This is a genomic window from Streptomyces daqingensis, from assembly GCF_014645895.1.
GTDB classification, from domain to species: Bacteria; Actinomycetota; Actinomycetes; order Streptomycetales; family Streptomycetaceae; genus Streptomyces; species Streptomyces daqingensis.
Genome location: NZ_BMMP01000028.1, coordinates 32,554 through 55,389, shown reverse-complemented (window position 1 = coordinate 55,389; position 22,836 = coordinate 32,554). Strand labels below are relative to the sequence as shown.

Below are 22,836 nucleotides of genomic sequence, written 5' to 3'. Positions count from 1 at the left end.
CGACAAGACCGCCGAGTCCTACCAAGCAGCCGTCACCCTCGCATCGCTCCTGATGTGGGCCTGACATTTGAAGACAACTCCTAGGCGTCGCGCTGCTTCAGGACGATCCAGCCCGCGATGAGCGCGGCCAGCGTCCAGGCGACCATGATGGCCAGCCCCTCGTAGGGCCCGTACGGGCGGTTCAGCGACTCGGGCACGACGGCCGTCACCGTCTTCCCCGCCTGGTCCGGCAGGTACTGCGCGTACTTCTTCGTCGCCTCGACGGTCCCCAGGATGTTGGAGATGAGGAAGAAGAACGGCATCAGGATGGCGAACGCCAGGAGCGGGCTGCGCAGCACGAAGCTCAGTCCCATCGCGAACAGCGCGATGAGCGTCATGTAGACCCCGCCGCCGAGCACCGCCCGCAGCACGCCTTCGTCCTCGATCGAGACGCTTCGCTCCCCGAGGAGCGCCTGCCCGATGAAGAACGCCAGGAAGCTCGTCGCCATGCCCACCACGAGGACGAGCGTCCCGGCGACGAACACCTTCGAGAGGAGGAAGACGGTGCGCTGCGGCACGGCGGCGAGCGAGCTGCGGATCATGCCGGTGCTGTACTCGCCGGCGACGACCATCACGCCGAACGCGATCATCGCGAGCTGTCCCAGGCCGGAGCCCGAGAAGCTCGTCTGCACGGCGTCGAACGTGAGTTGCTCCTGCTTGGTCAGCTTGTCGAACTGGGAGGCGGTGAACGCGCAGATGAGGGCGGAGAGGCCGACCGTGACCGTCAGGGCCGTCGCCAGCGTCCACAGCGTGGAGCGCACGGAGCGGATCTTGGTCCACTCCGACCGTAGAACCCGGGTGGTGTGCGGCATGGTTAGCGCCTCCTCCTGCCGGCCTGGCCGTTCCGCCCGTCGGGCGTGGGGCCCTGCTCATGCGCGTGATATTCCACGGACCCCGCCGTCAGCTGCATGAACGCCTCTTCCAACGACGCCTTCTGCGGGCTCAGTTCATGCAGGACGACCCTGTACCAGGCGGCCATCTCGCCGATCTGGGCGGGCGCCATCCCCTCCACCTGCATCGCACCGTCCTGCTCGAAGACGGGCCTGATGCCGACGCTCGCCAGGACGTCCCGCATCCGCTCCGGCTCCGGCGTGCGCACCCGTACGAAGGTGCGCGAGTTCTCGGCGATGAAGTCGGCCATCGAGGTGTCCGCGAGCAGCTTGCCGCGGCCGATGACCACCAGATGCTCGGCGGTCAGCGACATCTCGCTCATCAAGTGCGACGAGACGAAGACGGTGCGCCCCTCGGAGGCGAGGTGCTTCATCAGATTGCGGATCCAGTGGATGCCCTCGGGGTCGAGCCCGTTGACGGGTTCGTCGAACATCAGGATCTTCGGATCTCCGAGCAGCGCGGCCGCGATGCCCAGGCGCTGCCCCATGCCGAGCGAGAAGCCCTTGGGGCGCTTCTTGGCGACCTCCTTCAGGCCGACCAGGTCCAGCACGGCGTCGATGCGCTTCTTCGGGACGTTGTTGGACTGCGCCATGCACAGAAGGTGGTTGTAGGCGGTACGGCCGCCGTGCACCGCCTTCGCCTCCAGCAGGGCCCCGATGTACTGAAGAGGGTCGCGCAGTTGGTCGTAGCGCTTGCCGTTGATACGGACGTCCCCGCTGGTGGGCTTGTCCAGGCCGAGCATCATGCGCATCGTCGTCGACTTGCCCGCTCCGTTGGGCCCCAGGAAGCCGGTGACGATGCCGGGGCGCACGCTGAACGTGAGACGGTCGACCGCTGTCTTGTCTCCGTACCTCTTCGTCAGCTCGCGCAGCTCAATCATGCACCGACGCTATGCGTGCGCACGCCCCTCCGCCAGTCCGTTTGACGGCTCCGTACGAATCGTTTCCCGCAGACCAGGGGCGCTTCCACACGTTACGGGCCCTCCCGGCGAGGAGCCCGTACAGGGACGGAAACGCGCGATACAGGACGGGCGGTGGCAGCCGCGGCCCGGCCACACTCCGGAGGCATAAGTTCCGCATGTGGGCCGCGCAGCCCGGGGCCTGCGGCGGACGCGTCCCCGGACGGTGCTCCCGGGGCCCAACGGGAAGGGCCCGGCACCCCTGGGTGCCGGGCCCTGAACCCTGCCGCTGTGGCGGACGCGTCGCCCGGTCACAAGGGACGGGCGGCGCCCGTCAGCGGGACTGCTGCGCGGGAACGCCGCGCGTGGCGGAGTCCTCGTCGGTCTCCGTGTCGTCCGCGCCCTGGCCCGCGGCCGCGACCGCGGCACCGGTGAGGGTGGCCAGCATCTCGCGCACGTTGGTGAGCTGCGCGTTGATGCTGTCACGGCGGTTGGTGAGGGCGGCGAGCTCGCGCTCCGACTCGCTGCGGACGCGGTCGGCCTTGGCGTTGGCGTCGGCCACGATGTCCTCGGCCTGGCGCTGGGCGGTCTCCACCGTCTGACGGGCACGGCGCTCCGCGTCCGTCCGCAGCTTCTCCGCCTCCAGGCGCAGCTGCTCGGCACGGTGCTCGATCTCCGCCAGCCGCTTCTCCGCCTTCGCCTGACGGGACGCGAGGTCACGCTCGGACTGCTCGCGGCGCTTGGCGAGGTTCGTCTCGAAGTCGGCCGCCGCCTGGGCGGCCTTGGCGCGGGTGTCCTCGAACAGCGAGTCGGCTTCCTCGCGCTTGGACTGCGCGTCCTTCTCCGCCTCCGAACGGAGAACGCCCGCCTCGCCCTTGGCCTTCTCGACGATGCGTGCGCCCTCGTCCTCGGCCTTGGCCTTGCGGTCGGAAGCGAACGCCTCGGCGTCGTTGCGCACCTGCTGCGCGGCGGCCTCGGCGAGCTCGCGGTGCTGGTCGGCGGCCTTACGGGCCTCGTCCCGCAGGTCCTTGGCCTCCTCCTCGGCGAGGCGGAGGATCTTCTCGACACGGGCGCCGAGCCCCGCGTAGGACGGCTCGGCGTCGTTTACCTGTGCCTGGGCGTTCTGCGTCTCGAGGTGGAGCTCCTCGATGCGCTTTTCCAGAGAGGTGATGCGGGCCAGTGCGCTGTCACGGTCGGCGACGAGCTTCGTGATGCGGTCGTCCACCTGCCCGCGGTCGTAGCCACGCCGCACGAGCTCGAAGCCGAAGGGGGAGGAAGTGTCGCTCATGGGGTTCCTGTCGAGTCAGACGGGTTATCAGACGGGGAGTGTTAGGGGAATCCTAGGGGCCAAGACGGCGTGTCATCGAGCCATTGCGGGTTTGATCTGGAGAATGTGCGCTCGTTCGAGTGGCTAGCTCCCGGAATCCTTGCCACCGGACCGAGTCGTACCTGCACCAACTCCCGCCGCAACGCCGTTGGTTGATCCGGCATCGCCGGCGCCCTTCTTGCCGCCGCCTTCACCGCCGGCCCCGGGAGTCTCGAATGACTCCAGCGCCTCCAGGACGTCCTGCACGCGGGAGATCTCGGCGTTGATGTTCTCCTGACGCCGCTCCAGCACCTCCAGTTCGCGCTGGCCGGACTCCACCGTACGCTCCGCCTCGGCTTCGGCCTCCGCCCGGACCTGTTCGGCCTCGCGCAGGATGTCGGACTTGCGCGCCTCGGCGTCCTTCAGCAGTCCCTCGGCCTTCTTCACCGCGGCGATACGGACGTTGCTCGCCTCGTTGTCAGCCTCCCGCACCATCCGGGACGCCTTCTCCTCGGCGTCCCGCAGCTGCTCCTGGGCGGCCTTGACCAGCTTGTCGCAGCGCTCGCCAGCCGTCTGCAGAGCCTCCGAGGACTCCCGGCGGGCACGCTCGTGCAGGTTCTCGATGTCGCGTTCGACGCGGACGCGCTGCTCCTCCGTCCGCTCCCGGATCGCGGCGGCGTCGCTGCGGGCCTCCTCCAGCATGGTGTTGGAGTCCGTGCGCGCCCTCTCCACCAGGTCGCGGCTCTCGTCGCGCGCCTCGCTGATCAGGCGGTCCGACTCGCGGCGGGCGGCGCCCACCATGCTGTCGGCCTGCTCCTCGGCGCTGGTCTGCGTACGGCGGGCCTCTTCGCGGGCCTCCGCCAGCAGCCGGTCGGCCTGCGCGGCGGCGTCGTTCCGCCGGCGGGAAGCCTCCTCGCGCGCCTCGTCGAGGAGCCGGTCGGACTCGGCACGCGCACGCTCCGACTCCTCCAATGCCTCCGCGACCGTCGTCTCCGCCATCGCCTTGGCGGCCTCGGTCTCCTCCTGCGCCTCCTGGCGCAGCTCCGCGGCCGCCCGCTCCGCCGAGAGGCGCTTGCGCGCGATGTCCTCCTCGGCGCGCTCGTGCAGCCCGGCGACCGAGTCGCGTACCTGCTGGGCCGTCTCCTCGGCGGCGGCGACCATGTCCGACGCGCGCCGCTCCGCCTCGTCCACGAGGCGGGCCGCCTCGGTCTGGGCGTCCTCGACGCGCTGACGGGCCGCGGCCAGCAACTCGTCGCTCTGCTCGCGTGCTTCGCGGCGCTCGCGGTGCGCCTCCTCGCGGGCCTCCGAGAGGAGCTGCGCGGCCTCGCGGCGCCGGCGCTCCGCCTCCTCCCGCGCGGCGGAGAGAGCCTCCGCGGCCTCCGCGTTCGTACGCTCCGCCGCCGCGTTGGCCTCCGACCTGATGCGGTCGGCGGTGTCCTGCGCCTCGGCACGGAGTCGCTCGGCCTCGGACGCCGCGTCGCTGCGCAGCTGCACGGCCAGGGCCTCGCCCTCGGCCCGGGCCTGCGAGGCGTCCGCGTGCGCTTCGGAGCGCAGCCGCTCCGCGTCCTCCTCGGCCTGCGCCTGCAGGGCGCGGAGGCGTTCCGCGGACTCCGTCCGCAGCCGCTCGGTCTCGGTACGGGCCTCCTCGCGGAGCCGCTCCGCCTCGGCGCGGGCCTCGGACAGCTCGCGCTCGGCGTTGCGGAGCTTCGCCTCGGCCTCCTCGTGGAGCCGCTCCAGCTCGTCGGCGGCCTCCGCCTTGCGGTCGCGGGCCGCCTGCTCGGCCTCCTCGCGGATGCGGCGCCCCGCCTCGTCGGCGTCCGTACGCGTCTGGTGCGCCTGCTCCTCGGCGGTGGAACGCAGCTCCTCCGCCTCGGAGTTGGCGCGCTCCAGCGCCTCGTCCGCCTGGCGGCGCAGCGTCGTCGCCCGCTCGATGGCCTCCGTGCGGACCCGCTCGCTCTCGGTGGCGGCGTCGCTGCGGGTGTCCTCCGCGTCGGCCTTCGCCTTGATCAGCAGCTCTTCCGCGCGGTTCGCGGCCTCCTCGATCTGCTGGACGGCGTCGCGGCGGGCCTCGCTGCGGATGCGCTCGCCCTCTTCGATCGCCTCCGCACGGAGCTGCTCCGCCTCGTCCCGCAGCCGCCGGGCCTCCTCCTGGAGCTCGACGGTCTTCTCGCGGTACTCCTTCGTGTCGTCCTTGGCGGCGCCCTCGAGCTCCTCGACGAGCCTGCTCGCCTCGTTGCGCAGCCGGGCGGCCTCCTCCTCGGCTTCGTGCCGGACGCGTTCGGCCTCCTCGGTGGCCGAACGCGTCGTGGCCTTCGCCTCCTCGGACGCCTTGTCCAGTACGTCCTCGGCCGTGCGGGCCGCCTCCGCGAGCCTGTTGGCGGACTCCTCGGCCGACCTCGACCTGGCTTCCTCCTTGGCCTCGGCGATGAGCTGCTCCGCCTCGGCCTTGGCCTCCTCGCGCAGCCGCTCGGCCTCGGCCTTGATGGCCTCGGAGTCCTTGGTGGCCTCGCTGACCATCCGGGCGACTTCGCCCTTCGCGGTCCGGGTGCGCTGCTCGGTGTCCGCTTCGGCGTCGGCGATCTGCTTCGCCGCGGCGTCCGCCGCCTCGTTGAGCTTGCGGTCCGCCTCGGCGCGCGCCTCGCGCAGCGCGGCCTCGGCCTCCTGCATCCGCTCGCCGGCGCGCCGTACCAGGTCGGCGGCCTCGCGGCGGGACGACTCGGACTCGCTGGTGGTCGAGCTGCGGATCTGCTCGGCGTGCTCGCTTGCCTCCTGCGCCTGCGTGGACGCGGCGCTGAGGAGCCGCTCGGCCTCCGCGCGGGCCCGGCGCAGGATCGCGTCGGCCTCGGTGCGGGCCTGGTCGGCCTCGGAGGTGAGCCTGTTGCGGGTCTCCTCCGCGTGGCGCTGGGCCTCCTCGCGGGCCTGGGCGAGGGCGCGCTCCGTCTCGGCGCGCGTCTCCTCCATGAGCCGCTGCGCCTGCTGTTCGGTACGGGCGCGGAGCTGCTCCGCCCAGGCGACGTTCTCGTTGACGTGGGACTCGACGGTGGAGCGGCGCTCCGAGAGCTCCTGGTCGAGCTGCTGCCGGCGGCGTACGGCTTCGGCGTGCAGCTCCGACTCCAGCCGGGACTGCTGCTCGGCGCGCTCCTGCAGGAGCCGCTGCGTCTCCAGCCGGGCGTCCCGCAGCTCGCGTTCGGCGTCCGCGCGCATCTGGTCGGCCTGCAACTGGGCGTTGCGGAGGAGCGCCTCGGCCTGCTGGGAGAGGTTGTCGTATCCGGCTGGGCGCGTGGCAAGAGCGCGGCGCGCCTCGTGCAGCTTGGCGCGCAGCACTTCGACCTGATAGCCGAGGTCGTCGGCATGGTCGACGGCCTTCTCCCGCTCCTTCTTCAGCCGCTCCATCTCGGCCTCGAACTGCGAGAGGTGGTCGTCAGCCTCGTAGCGGTCGTAGCCCCGCACTGCGCGGTCCCATCCGTCCCCTGGTCGTCTTGGTGAACTGACCCCTCGTGGAATGGTGTCAGATCATCGGCGGAAAAAGGGCCGGACTGCCAGCCCGATCCTCCCGCGGGAGGCGTGAAGGCCCCGCCCCGGCCGAGTGGTCACTCTACCGGGCTGAGAAGCGGGCGTCAGTGGTCCGTGGATGCCGGGGGGACGGAGGAGGCGGATGAGCCCGCAGCGGTCACCAACTCCGTGAGGACTCCGTGGCAGTCCTTCGGGTGCAGGAAGGTGATGCGGGAGCCCATCGAACCCGTGCGCGGCTCGTCGTACAGGACGCGGACGCCGCGTTCCCGTGCCGCCTCCGCGTCGGCGTCCACATCCGCGGTGCCGAAGGCGATGTGGTGGACGCCCTCGCCGTTCTTCGCCAGCCACTTGGCGACGGCCGAGTCCTCCCGCACCGGCTCCAGGAGCTGGATGTAGGAGGAGCCGCCGTCGTCCGTACCGTTGATGCGGAGCATGGCCTCACGCACGCCCTGCTCCTCGTTGACCTCGGTGTGGAAGACCTCGAAGCCGTACGTGGCACGGTAGAAGTCGACGGTCCGGTCAAGGTCGAAGCAGGCGATCCCGATGTGGTCGATACGCGTCAGCATTTCCCCAGTGCAGCGCCTCACCGCATGGTTACGCAACGTGCGCACGGTCACACCCGCAGACCGGTGACCGGGGACAGTACCGCTCAGTACATTGGCGGTGGCCCCTTAACCCTCGTTAACTTCCCCCTCTGCACACGGCGATCCGGGGGACTCGCCCCGGGAGCCACGGGCCCCGGAGGGACCCTCAGGAAGGGATCTGAACTTCATGACTGGTACGGCAGCACGTACGTCCGGCACCTCCGTGATCGTCGCCGGCGCGCGCACGCCCATGGGGCGGCTGCTCGGCTCCCTCAAGTCCTTCTCGGGCGCCGACCTCGGCGGGTTCGCCATCAAGGCGGCCCTGGACCGCGCGGGGATCAGCGGCGACCAGGTCGAGTACGTGATCATGGGACAGGTGCTCCAGGCCGGGGCCGGGCAGATCCCGGCGCGCCAGGCCGCGGTGAAGGCCGGCATCCCGATGAACGTGCCGGCTCTGACCGTCAACAAGGTCTGCCTCTCGGGCCTCGACGCGATCGCGCTGGCCGACCAGCTCGTCCGCGCCGGGGAGTTCGACATCGTGGTCGCCGGCGGCCAGGAGTCGATGACGAACGCCCCGCACCTGCTGCCGAAGTCCCGTGAGGGGTACAAGTACGGCGCCGTCCAGATGCTCGACGCCATGGCCCACGACGGGCTGACCGACTCCTTCGAGAACGTCGCCATGGGTGAGTCCACCGAGAAGCACAACACCAGGCTCGGCATCGCCCGCCCCGAGCAGGACGAGATCGCGGCGCTGTCCCACCAGCGCGCCGCCGCCGCGCAGAAGAACGGCCTCTTCGACGCCGAGATCACCCCCGTCGAGATCCCGCAGCGCAAGGGCGACCCGGTGGTCTTCAGCCAGGACGAGGGCATCCGGGGCGAGACGACCACCGAGTCGTTGGGCAAGCTGCGTCCCGCGTTCGCCAAGGACGGCACCATCACGGCCGGTTCGGCCTCCCAGATCTCCGACGGCGCCGCCGCCGTCGTCGTCATGAGCAAGGCCAAGGCCGAGGAGCTGGGCCTGGAGTGGCTCGCCGAGATCGGGGCGCACGGGAACGTGGCCGGTCCGGACAACTCGCTCCAGTCGCAGCCCTCCAGGGCGATCCAGCACGCACTCTCGAAGGAGGAGGGCGGACTGGGCGCCGCGGACCTCGACCTGATCGAGATCAACGAGGCCTTCGCCGCCGTCGCGGTGCAGTCAATGAAGGACCTCGGCGTGAGCACCGAAAAGGTGAACGTCAACGGCGGCGCGATCGCTCTCGGGCACCCCATCGGCATGTCCGGCGCCCGTATCGTCCTCCACCTGGCGCTGGAACTGCGCCGCAGGGGCGGCGGAACCGGCGCCGCGGCGCTGTGCGGCGGAGGCGGCCAGGGCGACGCGCTGGTGATCCGGGTCCCCCGCAGGTAAGCGAGACGGAAGGCGGCCCGGCGGCCCGCCCCTGAAGGGGCGCGGCAGCCGGGCGCCCGGCCGGGACACGGCAGCCGGGAACCGCGGGTCGCGGCACGGGTCTCACGGATGGCGGCACGAGAAGCGAGGAGCGCGAACGGCATGGCGGCAGACGTCCCCACGCTGGTGGAGCAGGCGAGAGAGGGAAGACCGCGGGCGGTGGCCCGGCTGATCTCCCTCGTGGAGGGGGCGTCGCCGCAGCTGCGCGAGGTGATGGCGGCGCTGGCTCCGCTCTGCGGCAACGCCTACGTCGTGGGCCTCACCGGTTCGCCCGGCGTCGGCAAGTCCACGTCGACGTCGGCGCTGGTCGGCGCGTACCGGCGGGCGGGGAAGCGGGTGGGCATCCTCGCCGTCGACCCCTCGTCGCCCTTCTCCGGCGGTGCGCTGCTAGGCGACCGGGTGCGGATGGGCGAGCACGCCTCCGACCCGGGCGTCTACATCCGCTCGATGGCCACGCGCGGCCACCTGGGCGGACTCGCCTGGGCGGCGCCGCAGGCCATCCGCGTACTGGACGCGGCAGGGTGCGACGTCGTCCTCGTCGAGACGGTCGGCGTGGGCCAGAGCGAGGTGGAGATCGCGGCTCAGGCCGACACGAGCGTCGTGCTGCTGGCCCCGGGGATGGGGGACGGGATCCAGGCCGCGAAGGCGGGCATCCTCGAGATCGGCGACGTGTACGTCGTCAACAAAGCGGACCGCGACGGCGCCGACGCCACGGTCCGCGAGCTCAACCACATGCTGGGCCTGGGAGAGGCGCGGTCGCCCGGCGACTGGCGTCCGCCCATCGTCCGGACGGTCGCGGCGCGGGGCGAGGGCGTGGACGAGGTCGTCGAGGCCCTGGAGAAGCACCGCGCGTGGATGGAAGAGCGCGGCGTGCTGGCGGAGCGGCGTTCGCGGCGCGCGGCGCACGAGATCGAGACGATCGCGGTGACGGCGCTGCGGGAGCGGATGGGGGAACTCCGCGGAGGGCAGCGGCTCGACGCGCTGGCCGAGAGGGTCGTCGGGGGCTCCCTCGACCCGTACGCGGCCGCGGACGAGCTGGTCGCCGGTGTGGCGGGCGCCGCGGAGGGCGGCGACGGCTGACCCGCGGGGCGTGCGCGCCGGAGCGAGCGCGCGGGATCGACGGAAGGCGCCGGGGCTGTCGCAGCCCCGGCGCCTTTCACTTGGGAGCTCCCAAGTGCGCGGACTCCCGGCCGCCGCAGCGGACGGCCGCACGGACGGTCAGTCCTCGTCGCCGTCCTTGTCGTCCTTGTCGTCGCGGTCGTCGTCCTGGTCATCACGGTCGTCGTCGGCGTCGTCGTCCGACTTCTGCTGGGTGACCTCGCCCGACTGCGCGTCGACGGCCAGTTCGGCCTCCTTCCCGTCCTTGCCGGTCACCTCGACCTCCCAGGAACGGTCGCCGTCGTCGTCGAAGTCCACAGAGGTGACGGTGCCCTGGGCGGCGGCCTTCTCCGCCGCGTCGGCAGCGGAGAGCTTCAGGCCGGAGGGAACGGTGTCGTCCGTGCTCTCCTCGCCGTCCTTGCTGTCGTCGAGCACCTTCCCGTTCCTGGCGTCGAGCGTGACCTCGTGGGAGGAGCCCTTCCCGGCGACGTCGACCTCCCAGACCGGGCCGTTCCTGCCGTCGTCCAGGTCGATACCTGTCACGGCGCCGGGCGCGGACTTCAGGGCCGCGGCCGCCGCTTCCGCGGCGTCGACGCGAGCGGAGGCGGCCTCACGCCTGTCGTCGTCCTTGCCGTCCTTGTCGTCCCGGTCGTCGCGGTCGTCGTCCTTGCCGTCCCGGTCGTCCTTGTCGTCCCGGTCCTGGACCTGGACGGTGCTCGCGGAGCGCTGCTGCTCGCCGTCGTCCGCGATGGCCGCGGCGGAGAGCGTGCCCGTACCGATGAGGGCGGCGGCGGTGACCGTGGCGATGGCGATCTTGCGCTTCATGGCTGTTCCTCCCGAGTGGGTTCCGATGTGAGTCCCACAGTGGGGTGCGGACCCTGAACGCAGCCTGAAGCCACCTGAAGATCACTTCAGGTGGCATGGGGGAGAGTGGACCCATGCGCTTGCTGATCGTGGAGGACGAGCAGCGGCTCGCCCGGTCGCTCGCCAAGGGGCTCACTGCCGAGGGTTTCGCCGTCGACGTCGTGCACGACGGCGCCGAAGGGCTGCACATCGCCACTCAGGGCGAGTACGACCTGATCGTGCTCGACATCATGCTTCCCGGCATGAACGGCTACCGCGTCTGCGGCGCGCTGCGCGCGGCGGGCGACGAGACCCCCGTACTGATGCTGACCGCCAAGGACGGCGAGTACGACGAGGCCGAGGGGCTGGACACCGGAGCCGACGACTACCTGACCAAGCCCTTCTCCTACGTCGTGCTGCTCGCCCGGGTACGGGCCCTGCTGCGCAGGCGCACGCGGGGCGCGCGGACCGTCCTGCGGCTGGGCTCCCTGACCGTCGACCCCGGAAGCCGGCAGGTCGCGGTGGGCGAGCGGCACGTGGAGGTCACCGCGAAGGAGTTCGCCGTGCTCGAGCATCTCGCCGTACGTGCGGGGGAGGTCGTCTCGAAGGCGGAGATCCTGGAGCACGTCTGGGACTTCGCCTACGAGGGCGACGTCAACATCGTCGAGGTCTACATCAGCGCGCTGCGCCGCAAACTCGGACCGGCGTGGATCACCACGGTGCGCGGCGCCGGATACCGGCTGGTGGACGCCGGTGCGTAGGGGATCGGTGCGGACGCGTGCGGCGCTGGGCGCGACCCTCGTGGTCGCGGTCGCGCTGGTGGCCGCGGGCGTCGCCGTGGTGGCGGTGCTGCGCGGCGGGCTCGCCGACAACGCCCGTCTGCAGGCCGAATCCAGGGCACGCCAGGTCGCGGCGCAGGTCTCGGGCGTCGACGCCCGGCAGGTGCGCGAACTCGACGGGCTCGACGACGAGAAGGACGAGCCGGTGCAGGTCGTCGCGCCGGGCGGGAAGGTCCTCGGGGCGGGCGAGACGCTCCAGGGGCGCGGCCCGGTGGCCGGCTTCGACCGCCCCGAGGCCGACGACGCCGAGGACGCGGAAGACGCCGGAACCGACGGCGACGTCGAGGAGCGGACGCTGCGGCTCCCCGTCGACGAGGACACCTCGGAGACGGGGGAGTTCACCGTCGTCGCCGTACAGACCCTCACCCGGGACCGCACGCCCGTCACGGTGTACGCCGGCTCGTCCCTCAAGGACCAGCAGGAGGCCGTCTCGTCCGTCACGCAGTCGATGCTCCTCGGGCTGCCCGGGCTGCTGCTCGTCGTCGGCGGCGTGACGTGGCTGGTGACGAGGCGCGCGCTGCGTCCCGTCGAGGGCATCCGCAAGGAGATGGCCGGGATCACCGCCAGCACGGACCTCTCCCGCCGGGTTCCGGAACCGGACACCGGCGACGAGGTGGCCCGGCTGGCCCGTACCACGAACGAGACGCTCGCCGCCCTGGAGTCGTCGGTGGAGCGCCAGCGCCAGTTCGTCGCCGACGTGTCGCACGAGCTGCGCAGCCCCATCGCCTCGCTCCGCACGCAGCTCGAGGTGGGCGCGGCGCACCCCGATCTGCTGGACGTCGACGGCGCGGTCCAGGACACCGTGCGGCTGCAGGACCTGGCGACCGACCTGCTGCTGCTGGCCCGCCTCGACGCCGGGGAGCGCCCGGGCGACCACCGGATCGCGCTGGACGCACTCGTACGGGAGGAGCTGGCGCAGCAGGGGCACGGGCCGCACCCCGTCCGGCTGGAGGAGACGGCCGAGGGCGAAGTCGTCGGTTCGCGCGGCCAGTTGACGCGGGTCGTCGTCAACCTCCTGCAGAACGCGCAGCGCCACGCCGCTTCACAGGTGTCCGTGGCCGTGCGGGAGACGCGGCGGGACGGGCGCCGCTGGATGGAGCTGGAGGTCTCCGACGACGGGCCCGGCGTCCCCGAGTCCGAACGGGAGCGGATCTTCGAGCGGTTCGTGCGGCTGGACGACGCCCGCAGCCGCGACGAGGGCGGCGCCGGCCTCGGCCTCGCCATCGCCCGCGACGTGGCGACCCGGCACGGGGGAACCCTCACCGTCTCCGGGGGCTCCCGTTTCGTGCTGCGGCTCCCGGCGGCCGGGAGCTGAGGCCGGCCGGCCGTGCCCGGCTCGTGACAGCCCGCGCCGGCCGCGCAGACGATCGACAACGCAGTGAGGACGCGTGCCGGACACCGCCAACCAGGCGGGATTTGTCAGACAGAGCCTAGGGACGGCCCCGCTCGTTGCGCAGCTTCTCGGCGACCGGGCGCAGGGTCTCGTAGAGGTGCTCCAGGTCCGCGGGGGCCATCTGGTCGATGAAGTGCCGCCGCACCGAGGCGACATGGTGGGGGGCGACGCCGCGCATCGTCTCCCAACCCTCCTCGGTGAGCACGGCGAACAGCCCGCGCTTGTCCGACTCGCAGCTCTCCCGGCGCACCAGGTTCGCTTTCTCCATGCGCGTGATCTGGTGGGACAGCCGGCTCTTGGACTGGAGCGTCGCGGCCGCCAGGTCGCTCATCCTCATCCGGTGCTCGTCGGACTCGGAGAGGTTGACCAGAATCTCGTAGTCGTTCATGGTCAGGCCGAACGGCTGGAGGTCGCGCTCCAGCTGGTACATGAGCAGGCGGCTGACGTCCAGGTGGATGCGCCACGCACGCTGCTCGTCCCCGGTGAGCCAACGGGTGCCGTTGTCGGTGTCCATACCAGGAGACTTTACCCAGGGCTTGTCCGAAGACCGCACGGATGTGCTCATAGCCCGAACCTTCTCTGCAGGTTGCCGAGCTGGCCCGGCATCTGCGGGCTCTGGCCGCCCTGCCCTCCGCCGTGCTGACCGCCGCCCGGCACGCCCGCCTCGTGCGGGACGGCGCCCGTGGCCTGCTCGGCCATCAGCACCTCGGTGGACTGGATCAGCACCGTGCCCGCCCCCACGAACTCGAACTGGTGCTCCTCGCCGGACGCGCCGCCGATGCCGGTCATGGCGCGGATGCCGCCGAGTACGCCCTTGAGGTAGCCGTGGTCGTAGTGGTGGCAGGGGGAGGGGCAGTCGGCCCAGCCGACGAGGGCCTGCGGATCGACGCGCACCGGCGGTTCGACGAAGTGCACCTCGCCGTTGGACGCGGCCACGAACTTCCCCGTGCCGATGAGCGTGACGAACCCCGGGATGATCGACTGCTTCAGGGACAGCGACGGCTCGAAGGCCAGCAGGTTCCCGGAGCGCACGGTCAGGTTGCCGTCTTCCAGGTCGTAGGAGTTGACGTCGAAGGCACGGTCGGCGAGCAGCATCTTGCCGTTGCCCTCGGCGACGACCCACTCCCCGGCGTGCAGCGGCGAGTGGAAGCTGGTGGCGACGAGCCGGTCGAGGTGGCCGTGGCCGACGCCGTTGAAGTCGATCTGCCCGTAGTAGGCGATCATCTTGCCCTTCTGCAGGAACCACTGCCCGTCGAGGTCGACGCAGAAGGTGTAGCTGTTGACGTTGTCGTTGGAAGGCAGCGTGGTGACGTCCAGGACCTGCGGTGCGGTGGTCACAGCTTCTCCTCACTCGCCTGTACGAACACTGCCCCGTTTCCGGACAGTTCGAGCTGGAAGGCCTCGCCGGAGCCGCGGCCCACCATGTCGCGCCAGCCCAGCGCGGTCGACAGCTTGTTGCGTACGTCGCCGTGGTGCGCGACGTACGCCTGCGGGTCGACGTGGACGGATGCCCCGGGGGTGACGGGGAGCTGGATGATGCCGCCGTGTGCCATCACCGCCACGGCGCCCTTGCCCTTGAGCGTCGTCGTGAACAGGCCCTGGCCGCTGACCTGGCCGCGGACCATGCCCATCACGCCGCCGTCGGAGCCGAGGAAGAGCGTGCCCTGCTCCAGGGTGCCGTCGAAGGCCAGCAGCCTGTCGGCCTCGACGCAGAGGGTGTCGCCGTCGAGTTCGATCACCTCGACGTGGTGCCCGCCGTGGCCGAACATGACGGTGCCCTGTCCTTCGACGGTCATCAGCGGTGTCGCCTCGTTGGCCACGCGCCGGCCGATCATGCTCATCAGCCCGCCCTGCCCGCCCTGCATGTTGGGGGTGAAGCGGACGTCCCCCTTGTAGGCGATCATGGCGCCGCGCTGGCTGAACATCCGCTGCCCGGGCATCACCTGGGCCTCGACCATCTTCGAGCTGATCTCGCGGAACGGCATCAGACTTCTCCTCCCAGCGTGTTGCGCTCGCTGGGCTGCACGTAGACCAGCCCGTCTCCCTCGAAGCGGATCTGGAAGGACTCCCCGGAGCCCTCGCCCATGAGGGTGCGGAAGTTGACACCGGTCTGGAAGTCCTGCCGCAGGTTGCCCTGGTGCGCGATGTACGCCCCGGGGTCGACCTGCAGCGGCATCCCCTGTGCGACGCGCAGCACGACCGCGGTGCCGTCGGACATCAGCGCCGCCTGGCCCGTGCCCTCGACCGTCGTCGTGAACAGCCCGTTGCCCTGGGAGGCGCCGCGGAGCCCGGTGAAGCTCGTGCCGGTCCGCAGGCCGGAGTCCGTGGCGAGCAGGTTGCTGGCCTCCACGTGCAGGGTCTCGCCGTCGAGCTGGACCAGGTTGATGTCGGCGGCGCGGTCCGCGAAGTAACAGGTGCCCTGCCCCTTCACCTCCATGAGCGTCATCTGCTCACCGGTGAGACGCCGGGTCACCATCCCGCGCAGCCCCTCGCCGCCGCCGGACAGTTTCTTGAAGGCCATCTGGCCGTCGTAGGCGACCATCGACCCGTTCTTTGCCTTTACGGCATCGCCGTTCATCGTCACGGCGAGCACCTTGGCGCTGTGAAGTCGGAACTGAGCCACAGGCGAAACCTACCCTGGGCTGGGCGGGTGAGGGCAGGGGCTGCCACAATGGCGAGCGCTTGTGCTTCCCTTCACAAACGATCGAGGATCTGCCGTGGCCATCCTGGAAAACCCCACCGGTCTCCCGCCCAAGTCGGTCTCCGCCCTGCGCCGCCTCCGCCTGGTATCGACGCCCGAGGCGATCTCCTTCCTGCTGCTCCTCGTGGCTTCGGTGGTCAAGCGGATCCCCGAACTGGGCCTCAACCCCGTACCGGTCCTCGGGGCCGTGCACGGTGCGCTCTTCGTCCTGTACATGCTGTTCTGGGCGGACGCGTGGAACCGCGTGCGCTGGCCGCTCGGCCGCGCCGCCTGGATGTTCCTCATGGCCGTGCTGCCGACCGGCGGCTTCTTCGCGGAGAAGCAGCTCCGCCGCGAGGAGGAGGCCGGCGTCATCGCCGCCCGCGCCCGCAAGGAGCAGGACGCGGGTGCGGCCGAGTCATGATCGTCGCTTTCTCCGTGACACCGATAGGGGTGGGCGAGGACGTGGGCGAGTACGTCGCCGACGCCGTCCGCGTCGTCCGCGAGTCCGGCCTTCCGCACCGCACCGACGCCATGTTCACGTCGCTGGAAGGCGACTGGGACGAGTGCATGGAGGTCGTGCGGAAGGCGGTCGCGGTCGTGGAGGAGCGCGCGCCGCGGGTGTCGCTCGTGCTCAAGGCCGACATCCGGCAGGGCGTGACGGACGGGCTCACCTCGAAGGTGGACTCCGTGGAGCGTCATCTCTCGGGCTGAGCCCTCCCCGTCACCCCTCGGGTTCCGCGCCCCCGGAGAGGAGCGCGATGCCCAGCGCCGTGCGCTCGTACAGCACTTGGTGACGTACGCGGCGCGACGTCAGCAGCCCGGCGTCGCGCAGTGACGTGAGGTGCGCGGAGACGGACGAGGGCGCGAGCCCGAGGCGGGCGGCCAGTGCCGTCGTCGACGCGGGGCCGTCCAGCGCGCCCAGTACGGCGGCGCGGTTGGCGCCGAGCAGCCGCGACAGGGCCTGCTCGGCGCCCGCGGTGGGCCGCTGCCACAGATTGCCCACGCCGCGGGCGGGGTAGAGCACGGCCGGCTGCCAGGGCGGGGAGAACCCGCTCGCCACGTCCGGCCAGACGAAGACGCTGGGCGTCAGCAGTACCCCGCGTCCCCGCAGCTCCTGCACTTGCTGCGCCTCCTGCCCGACGCCGCCGCGCACGGACAGCGTGCCCCGGCTCCACGAGAGCCGCGGATGCAGGTCCGCGAACAGCCGCTCCAGGCCTCCTTCGGCCAGCTGCTGGGCGCGGTGGGCGATGTCGGCCTCCAGCAGGCTGCGCAGCCGGGACCAGTCCGGGGCGATCAGGGCGTGCCACGCGCGTTCGGTCAGGTCGGCCAGCTCCCGCACTGCTCGGGCGGGGTCGTCCAGCATGGCCCGCCCGGCGGCGGACGCGGCGGCGCCGGGCGTGCACGCCAGCGAGCGGCGCAGCTCCGCGCCGACGAGGGAAGGGTCGGTGCCGCGGACGCGCTCCAGCTCGTCCGCGATGTCCGCCGGGGCGCCGCCGGACTCCGGGGCGGGCGGGCTGAGGAAGTCCGGGGTGTAGCCGCCGTGCCGCGGCATCAGCAGCCACAGCGGCGAGAGGTCGAGTTCGCGTACGGCGGAGTGGATTCTGCGGAGCCACGGCAGGTGGCAGGCGTGCGCGTCGGCGCGCCTCAGCGTCCGCACCGCCCCGTGCGTCTCGCACAGGGGTGAGAAGGCGAACCGGCAGCGCAGCAGGTCGTCGGTGCCGAACCGGAGATGCACTGGCATGACGTCCCCCGGGAGCCGTGATCCGCCCAGTGCCGAAAGGCCAGGGCGGGTCGTTTGGATCTTCGTAGCCGGCGTCGTGGGCCCACGGAGAAGCACACGACACGGCCTGGAGGGGCGTGGCAGGCGGCGACAGGCTTCCGGCACGCCCTCCCCGTGAACAGCGTTCGCGTCCCACCCCGCTACCGCGCTACCCCGGCTGCCCCGTCATCCGGCCATCCCGGCCTCAGACCGGCCGTATTGTCCGCCGCGCACGGAAGAACGGGAAAGGGGCCCTGACTCAACGGGCCGGAGCGGCGGGCAGGGTCGTCTCCCACGTTTCGGCGGAGAAGTGGAGCGTCATCCCGTGGGCGGCGTAGAGGCGCAGCGCGCCCGTCGCGTTTCCGGTGTCCACGCCGAGGCCGATCCTCTCCCGGCCGCGGGCCGCGTAGACGCCGAAGGCGTGCCGCAGCAGACGACCGCCGAGGCCCTGACCCCTGGCGGAGTCCCGGACGCCCAGGTTGTGGATCCAGGCCGTGGCCGAGCGGTCGTCGCGGGTGAGGAGCACGGCCACGCCCCCCCCCGGCCCTCCAGCGCGGCGATCCACACGAGCGACCAGTCCATGCCCTGTCCCAGGTCGTCCAGCCAGTCCTCGTAGCGGCGCGGATGGTGGTCGTAGTGGTCGGCGAAGGTCTCCTCGACGAGTTCGTGGGCGCGGCGACGGTCGGCCTCGTCCCGGCAGTCTCGGAGAGCCAGCCCGCCGAGGGGAGGGGGAGGGGTGTCCTCGGTGGCGGACAGGACGCGGGTGAGGACGTCGTGGCGGCGTACGGTCCGCCAGCCGCGGCTCCTCAGCTCGCCGGTGTCCACGGTGGTGCGGCTCGCCAGAGTCAGATGGACGACGGCACGGTCCGAGCCCGCCTCCGCCGCGTTCTCCGCGGCACGCGCCTCCATCAGCGGGAGGAGCCGCCCGCCGGCGTCCTCGTGGCCAGGCTGGACGTAGAGGTCGACGTCGACGCGTTCGGCCCCGGAGTCGTTCCACAGCAGCCCGTACGCGACCAGCTCGCCGCTCCGGAACGCGAGCCAGGAGTTGCGGGCCAGGTCCGCCTGCGGGTGTTCGAGGTCGCTCGCGACCGTGTGCGGATCGGTCCCGGTGCTGCCGGTCTCGGCGGCGTAGGCGGTGTTGAGCAGCTCGCATACCCCAGCCGCGTCCCCCGGGGCGGCCGGTCTCACATGGAGAGGCGTGGGCATGGCGTAACTCTCCGTGCGGCCGTGAGCAGGCACAAGTGCTTTTCGCCGCGGCACGGAGTGCGGTGAGCGGCCCGTCTTGTGAGACGGCTATGGCCGCCATGTGGGCGCAGACTAGGGTCTATGGCGTGTCCAAGCCGCTCAGCCTGACGTTCGATCCCATCGCCCGCGCCGACGAGCTGTGGAAGCAGCGGTGGGGGTCGGTCCCGTCCATGGCCGCGATCACCTCGATCATGCGTGCCCAGCAGATCCTGCTCGCGCAGGTCGACGCGGTCGTCAAGCCGTACGGACTGACCTTCGCCCGCTACGAGGCGCTCGTGCTGCTGACCTTCTCCCGGGCGGGAGAGCTGCCGATGTCCAAGATCGGCGAGCGTCTGATGGTGCACCCCACCTCGGTCACCAACACCGTCGACCGGCTGCAGAAGTCGGGCCTCGTCGCGAAGCGCCCCAACCCGGAGGACGGCCGCGGGATCCTCGCCTCCATCACGGACAGGGGCCGCGAGGTGTGCGAGGCGGCGACGCGCGAACTCATGGCCGTGGACTTCGGGCTGAGCGTGTACGACGCGGAGGAGTGCGGCGAGATCTTCTCGATGCTCAGGCCGCTGCGGATCGCCGCCGAGGATTTCTCCAGCGGGACCGGCGGGACCGGCGAGAGCTCCGGAGGCCGCCGCGCCGCCGACCGCCCCTCCGGCTCCGCCGGGGAGTAGGGCTCAGCACCCGGCGGGGGAGCGGGACCGGGGCGCCGTGAGGACCCGGCGGGCCCACCGCTACGCTCGTCCCATGAAGAAGTCCGTGCTGACCCGCTACCGCGTGATGGCGTACGTCACCGCCGTCATGCTGCTCGTCCTGTGCACCTGCATGATCTTCAAGTACGGCTTCGGCACCGGCGAGGAGATCACGTTCATGGTCTCCCAGGCGCACGGCCTGCTGTACATCCTGTACCTGGTCTTCGCCTTCGACCTGGGACAGAAGGCCCGGTGGCCGTTCGGCAAGCTGCTCTGGATCCTGCTCTCCGGGACGATTCCGACCGCTGCCTTCTTCGTCGAGCGCAAGGTCGTGCGCGAGGTCGCGCCGCTGGTCGAGGAGGACCGGGACGGGCGCACGTCCCCCGCGAAGGCGTAGGGCGGCAAGCCCGCACGGCGCCCTCCCCGGCGGTCTCAGCTGCCCCCCTTGTCCCACCTGTCAGCCTGAGCGGTCGGTCGACAATTACTAGGACGTCCAAGTAAATTCGAAGACATGGACGCACACGAGATTGAAGAGGGCCGGCGCCGCTGGCAGTCCCGGTACGACGCCGCCCGGAAGCGGGACGCCGACTTCACCACGCTGAGCGGCGACCCCGTCGACCCCGTGTACGGTCCGCGCTCCGGCGACGCGGTCGAGGGCTTCGAGCGGATCGGCTGGCCCGGCGAGTATCCGTTCACGCGCGGTCTGTATCCGACCGGATACCGCGGACGCACCTGGACGATCCGCCAGTTCGCCGGGTTCGGGAACGCCGAGCAGACCAACGAGCGCTACAAGATGATCCTGGAGGCGGGCGGCGGCGGCCTGTCCGTCGCGTTCGACATGCCGACGCTCATGGGCCGCGACTCCGACGACCCCCGCTCGCTCGGCGAGGTCGGGCACTGCGGTGTCGCCATCGACTCCGCCGCCGACATGGACGTGCTCTTCTCCGGTATCCCCCTGGGCGACGTCACCACGTCGATGACGATCTCCGGCCCGGCGGTGCCCGTCTTCTGCATGTACCTCGTGGCCGCCGAGCGGCAGGGCGTCGACCCGGGCGTGCTCAACGGCACCCTGCAGACGGACATCTTCAAGGAGTACATCGCGCAGAAGGAGTGGCTCTTCCAGCCCGAGCCCCATCTGCGGCTGATCGGCGACCTGATGGAGCACTGCAGCCGCGACATCCCCGCGTACAAGCCGCTTTCGGTCTCCGGCTACCACATCCGCGAGGCGGGTTCCACGGCCGCGCAGGAGCTGGCGTACACCCTCGCGGACGGCTTCGGCTACGTCGAACTCGGCCTCAGCCGCGGCCTGGACGTCGACACCTTCGCGCCCGGTCTGTCCTTCTTCTTCGACGCCCACGTCGACTTCTTCGAGGAGATCGCCAAGTTCCGCGCCGCGCGCAGGATCTGGGCGCGCTGGATGCGCGACGAGTACGGCGCGGTGACCGAGAAGGCGCAGTGGCTGCGCTTCCACACCCAGACCGCCGGTGTCTCGCTCACCGCGCAGCAGCCGTACAACAACGTCGTCCGCACCGCGGTCGAGGCACTGGCGGCCGTGCTGGGCGGCACCAACTCCCTGCACACCAACGCGCTGGACGAGACGCTGGCCCTGCCCAGCGAGCAGGCCGCGGAAATCGCCCTGCGCACCCAGCAGGTGCTCATGGAGGAGACCGGCGTCACCAACGTCGCCGACCCGCTGGGCGGTTCCTGGTACATCGAGGCGCTGACCGACCGTATCGAGGCCGACGCGGAGAAGATCTTCGAGCAGATCAAGGAGCGCGGCCGTCGGGCCGTCCCGGACGGCAACCACGCCATCGGCCCCATCACTTCGGGCATCCTGCGCGGCATCGAGGACGGGTGGTTCACAGGCGAGATCGCCGAGGCCGCCTTCACCTACCAGCGTGCGCTGGAGAAGGAGGACAAGAAGGTCGTCGGGGTCAACTGCCACCACGGCTCGGTCACCGGCGACCTGGAGATCCTGCGGGTGAGCCACGAGGTGGAGCACGAGCAGGTGCGCGCGCTCACCGCCCGCCGCGAGAAGCGCGACGACGCCGCCGTCTCCGCGGCGCTCGGCAGGATGATGGAGGCGGCGCGCGGCGACGCCAACATGATCGAGCCGATGCTCGACGCGGTGCGGGCCGAGGCCACTCTCGGAGAGATCTGCGACGCGCTGCGCGACGAGTGGGGCGTCTACACGGAGCCGCCGGTCTTCTGACCGAGGGCCCTGCTCCCTCCCGATCCGCCGCCCCCACCGCGGCCGCTCCGGCCCGGGGGCGGCCTCCGCGAGCGGTGCTCCCCGTCAGAATGGCCGGGAGCACCGCCGATCTGTATGCGTGAGGAGCGGCCATGAGGGACTCGTCGGGCGGCTCCGAGCGGGGAGAGCCGCGGCTGCGGCGGGAGTTGGGCGTTCTCGACGCCGTCGTGGTCGGCCTGGGGGCCATGCTCGGCGCGGGGATCTTCGCCGTGCTCTCTCCCGCGTCCGCCGCCGCGGGGTCCGGTCTGCTGTGGGGCCTGGCGGCGGCCGCGCTGGTGGCGTACTGCAACGCGACGTCCTCGGCGCGGCTGGCGGCGCGCTATCCGGCCGCGGGCGGTACGTACGTCTACGGCCGGGAGCGGCTCGGGGAGTTCTGGGGCTATCTGGCGGGGTGCGCGTTCGTCGTGGGCAAGTCGGCGTCGTGCGCGGCGATGGCGCTGACCGTCGGCTACTACGCCTGGCCCGGCCAGGCGCCCGCGGTCGCCTGCGGCGTCGTGGTCGCCGTGACCGCGGTGAACTACGCGGGCGTACAGAAGTCCGCCTGGTTCATCCGTGCCGTCGTCGCCGTCGTCCTCGCCGTGCTCGCGGCGGTCGTGGCCGCTTCGCTCGCCTCCGGGCAGGCCGACGCGGCACGGCTGGGCGGCGGCACCGACGGCGGTCCCGCCGGCGTCCTCCAGGCCGCCGGACTCCTCTTCTTCGCCTTCGGGGGGTACGCCCGGATCACCACACTCGGTGAGGAGGTCCGCGACCCCGCGCGCACCATCCCGCGCGCCGTTCCGCTGGCGCTGGGCATCGCGCTCGGCGTCTACGCGGCCGTCGCCCTGACCGTGCTGGCGGTGCTGGGGCCCGCGGAGGCGGCCCGTACGGCCGCGCCGCTCGGCGAGGCGGCCCTCGCGTCGGGAGTGCCGGGGCTGCCGCAGGCCGTACGCGCCGGCGCCGTGGTGGCCGCGCTCGGTGCGCTGCTCGCTCTGGTCCTGGGCGTCTCGCGGACAGTGATGGCGATGGCCCGCGACGGGCATCTGCCGCGGGCGCTGGCCGCGGTGCACCCGCGCTTCCGGGTACCGCACCGCGCGGACCTGGTCGTCGGGGCGGTGGTGGCCGTGCTCGCGGCGACGGTGGACGTGCGGGGCGCGATCGCGCTGTCGTCGTTCGGGGTGCTCGTCTATTACGCGGTCGCCAACGCCTCTGCCTGGACGCTCACTTCCGCGGAGGGACGCCCCCGCCGTGCCGTCCCCGCCGTGGGCCTGGCCGGATGCCTGCTGCTGGCCTTCTCCCTGCCATGGCCCGCGATCGTCGCGGGGAGCGCCGTCCTGGCCCTGCTCGCCGCCGTGCACGGAGCGCGGCGCGCACTGGCGGACCGCGGCTGA

General features: G+C 71.7%; 22 protein-coding genes. 10 read left to right on the top strand and 12 right to left on the bottom strand.

Translation table 11 applies throughout. The annotated features are described in order from the left end of the window. Positions 1–80: 80 nt before the first annotated feature. The 5 genes from IEY56_RS27435 to mce form a co-directional block, all read right to left on the bottom strand. Positions 81–851: an ABC transporter permease gene (locus IEY56_RS27435; RefSeq protein ID WP_189039983.1), complete on the bottom strand. Its 771-nt coding sequence runs from the start codon at positions 849–851 to the stop codon at positions 81–83. Between the two features lie 2 nt (positions 852–853). After that, positions 854–1,810, bottom strand: a complete 957-nt coding sequence (locus tag IEY56_RS27430; RefSeq protein ID WP_189039982.1) for an ABC transporter ATP-binding protein — start codon at positions 1,808–1,810, stop codon at positions 854–856. Positions 1,811–2,162: 352 nt separating this feature from the next. After that, positions 2,163–3,116 (bottom strand): coiled-coil domain-containing protein, encoded by a 954-nt coding sequence (locus tag IEY56_RS27425; RefSeq protein ID WP_189039981.1) that lies wholly within the window; start codon positions 3,114–3,116, stop codon positions 2,163–2,165. Positions 3,117–3,239: 123 nt separating this feature from the next. Further along, positions 3,240–6,584 (bottom strand): polarized growth protein Scy, encoded by a 3,345-nt coding sequence (gene scy, locus IEY56_RS27420; protein ID WP_189039980.1) that lies wholly within the window; start codon positions 6,582–6,584, stop codon positions 3,240–3,242. Between the two features lie 167 nt (positions 6,585–6,751). Next, entirely contained in the window at positions 6,752–7,213 is a 462-nt protein-coding gene (gene mce / locus IEY56_RS27415; protein ID WP_189039979.1) for a methylmalonyl-CoA epimerase, read from the bottom strand. 205 nt (positions 7,214–7,418) lie between these two features. Here mce and IEY56_RS27410 point away from each other — a divergent pair, with 205 nt between their 5' ends. Beyond that, positions 7,419–8,636 carry an acetyl-CoA C-acetyltransferase gene (locus IEY56_RS27410; protein WP_189039978.1) on the top strand — a complete coding sequence of 406 codons (1,218 nt, stop codon included), beginning with the start codon at positions 7,419–7,421 and terminating at the stop codon, positions 8,634–8,636. A gap of 141 nt (positions 8,637–8,777) precedes the next feature. Beyond that, the gene (gene meaB / locus IEY56_RS27405) at positions 8,778–9,755 is read left to right on the top strand and encodes a methylmalonyl Co-A mutase-associated GTPase MeaB (RefSeq protein WP_189039977.1); all 978 of its coding nucleotides are present in this window, start codon (positions 8,778–8,780) and stop codon (positions 9,753–9,755) included. Between the two features lie 138 nt (positions 9,756–9,893). Here meaB and IEY56_RS27400 read toward each other — a convergent pair whose 3' ends face one another. Continuing rightward, complete coding sequence (locus IEY56_RS27400; protein WP_189039976.1) at positions 9,894–10,598, bottom strand: PepSY domain-containing protein; 705 nt, start codon at positions 10,596–10,598, stop codon at positions 9,894–9,896. 113 nt (positions 10,599–10,711) lie between these two features. Here IEY56_RS27400 and IEY56_RS27395 point away from each other — a divergent pair, with 113 nt between their 5' ends. Then, positions 10,712–11,377, top strand: a complete 666-nt coding sequence (locus IEY56_RS27395; RefSeq protein WP_189039975.1) for a response regulator transcription factor — start codon at positions 10,712–10,714, stop codon at positions 11,375–11,377. Then, entirely contained in the window at positions 11,370–12,770 is a 1,401-nt protein-coding gene (locus IEY56_RS27390) for a sensor histidine kinase (protein ID WP_189039974.1), read from the top strand. Before IEY56_RS27395 ends, IEY56_RS27390 begins: the two co-directional genes overlap by 8 nt. 115 nt (positions 12,771–12,885) lie before the next feature. Here the strand turns inward: IEY56_RS27390 and IEY56_RS27385 are convergent, their stop codons facing one another. The 4 genes from IEY56_RS27385 to IEY56_RS27370 are packed head-to-tail and all read right to left on the bottom strand — an operon-like array spanning position 12,886 to position 15,471. After that, positions 12,886–13,362 (bottom strand): MarR family winged helix-turn-helix transcriptional regulator, encoded by a 477-nt coding sequence (locus tag IEY56_RS27385; RefSeq protein ID WP_189039973.1) that lies wholly within the window; start codon positions 13,360–13,362, stop codon positions 12,886–12,888. Between the two features lie 47 nt (positions 13,363–13,409). Beyond that, positions 13,410–14,186 (bottom strand): AIM24 family protein, encoded by a 777-nt coding sequence (locus IEY56_RS27380; RefSeq protein ID WP_189039972.1) that lies wholly within the window; start codon positions 14,184–14,186, stop codon positions 13,410–13,412. Next, positions 14,183–14,833, bottom strand: coding sequence for an AIM24 family protein (locus tag IEY56_RS27375; protein ID WP_189039971.1), 651 nt, complete (start codon positions 14,831–14,833; stop codon positions 14,183–14,185). Before IEY56_RS27375 ends, IEY56_RS27380 begins: the two co-directional genes overlap by 4 nt. Next, complete coding sequence (locus IEY56_RS27370) at positions 14,833–15,471, bottom strand: AIM24 family protein (RefSeq protein ID WP_189039970.1); 639 nt, start codon at positions 15,469–15,471, stop codon at positions 14,833–14,835. The genes IEY56_RS27375 and IEY56_RS27370 overlap by 1 nt, the downstream gene beginning before the upstream one ends. A 94-nt stretch (positions 15,472–15,565) precedes the next feature. Here IEY56_RS27370 and IEY56_RS27365 point away from each other — a divergent pair, with 94 nt between their 5' ends. Together IEY56_RS27365 and IEY56_RS27360 are read left to right on the top strand one after the other, a co-directional pair. Then, complete coding sequence (locus tag IEY56_RS27365; protein ID WP_189039969.1) at positions 15,566–15,952, top strand: DUF3817 domain-containing protein; 387 nt, start codon at positions 15,566–15,568, stop codon at positions 15,950–15,952. Beyond that, a complete protein-coding gene (locus IEY56_RS27360) occupies positions 15,949–16,242 on the top strand; it encodes an MTH1187 family thiamine-binding protein (protein WP_189039968.1) in 294 nt (97 codons plus the stop codon). The genes IEY56_RS27365 and IEY56_RS27360 overlap by 4 nt, the downstream gene beginning before the upstream one ends. 10 nt (positions 16,243–16,252) lie before the next feature. Here IEY56_RS27360 and IEY56_RS27355 read toward each other — a convergent pair whose 3' ends face one another. Together IEY56_RS27355 and IEY56_RS27350 are read right to left on the bottom strand one after the other, a co-directional pair. Further along, positions 16,253–17,272, bottom strand: coding sequence for an ArsR/SmtB family transcription factor (locus IEY56_RS27355; RefSeq protein ID WP_189039967.1), 1,020 nt, complete (start codon positions 17,270–17,272; stop codon positions 16,253–16,255). A 277-nt stretch (positions 17,273–17,549) separates the two neighbouring features. After that, a complete protein-coding gene (locus IEY56_RS27350; protein ID WP_308424182.1) occupies positions 17,550–18,443 on the bottom strand; it encodes a GNAT family N-acetyltransferase in 894 nt (297 codons plus the stop codon). Positions 18,444–18,621: 178 nt separating this feature from the next. Here IEY56_RS27350 and IEY56_RS27345 point away from each other — a divergent pair, with 178 nt between their 5' ends. From IEY56_RS27345 to IEY56_RS27330, 4 genes are all read left to right on the top strand, one after another. Then, on the top strand, positions 18,622–19,200 hold the full coding sequence (locus IEY56_RS27345) for a MarR family transcriptional regulator (RefSeq protein WP_189039966.1): 579 nt from the start codon (positions 18,622–18,624) through the stop codon (positions 19,198–19,200). A gap of 73 nt (positions 19,201–19,273) precedes the next feature. Continuing rightward, positions 19,274–19,615 (top strand): DUF3817 domain-containing protein, encoded by a 342-nt coding sequence (locus IEY56_RS27340; RefSeq protein WP_189039965.1) that lies wholly within the window; start codon positions 19,274–19,276, stop codon positions 19,613–19,615. A gap of 114 nt (positions 19,616–19,729) precedes the next feature. Continuing rightward, entirely contained in the window at positions 19,730–21,430 is a 1,701-nt protein-coding gene (icmA, locus tag IEY56_RS27335; RefSeq protein WP_189039964.1) for a coenzyme B12-dependent isobutyryl-CoA mutase large subunit, read from the top strand. 131 nt (positions 21,431–21,561) lie between these two features. Next, positions 21,562–22,836, top strand: a complete 1,275-nt coding sequence (locus tag IEY56_RS27330) for an APC family permease (RefSeq protein WP_189039963.1) — start codon at positions 21,562–21,564, stop codon at positions 22,834–22,836.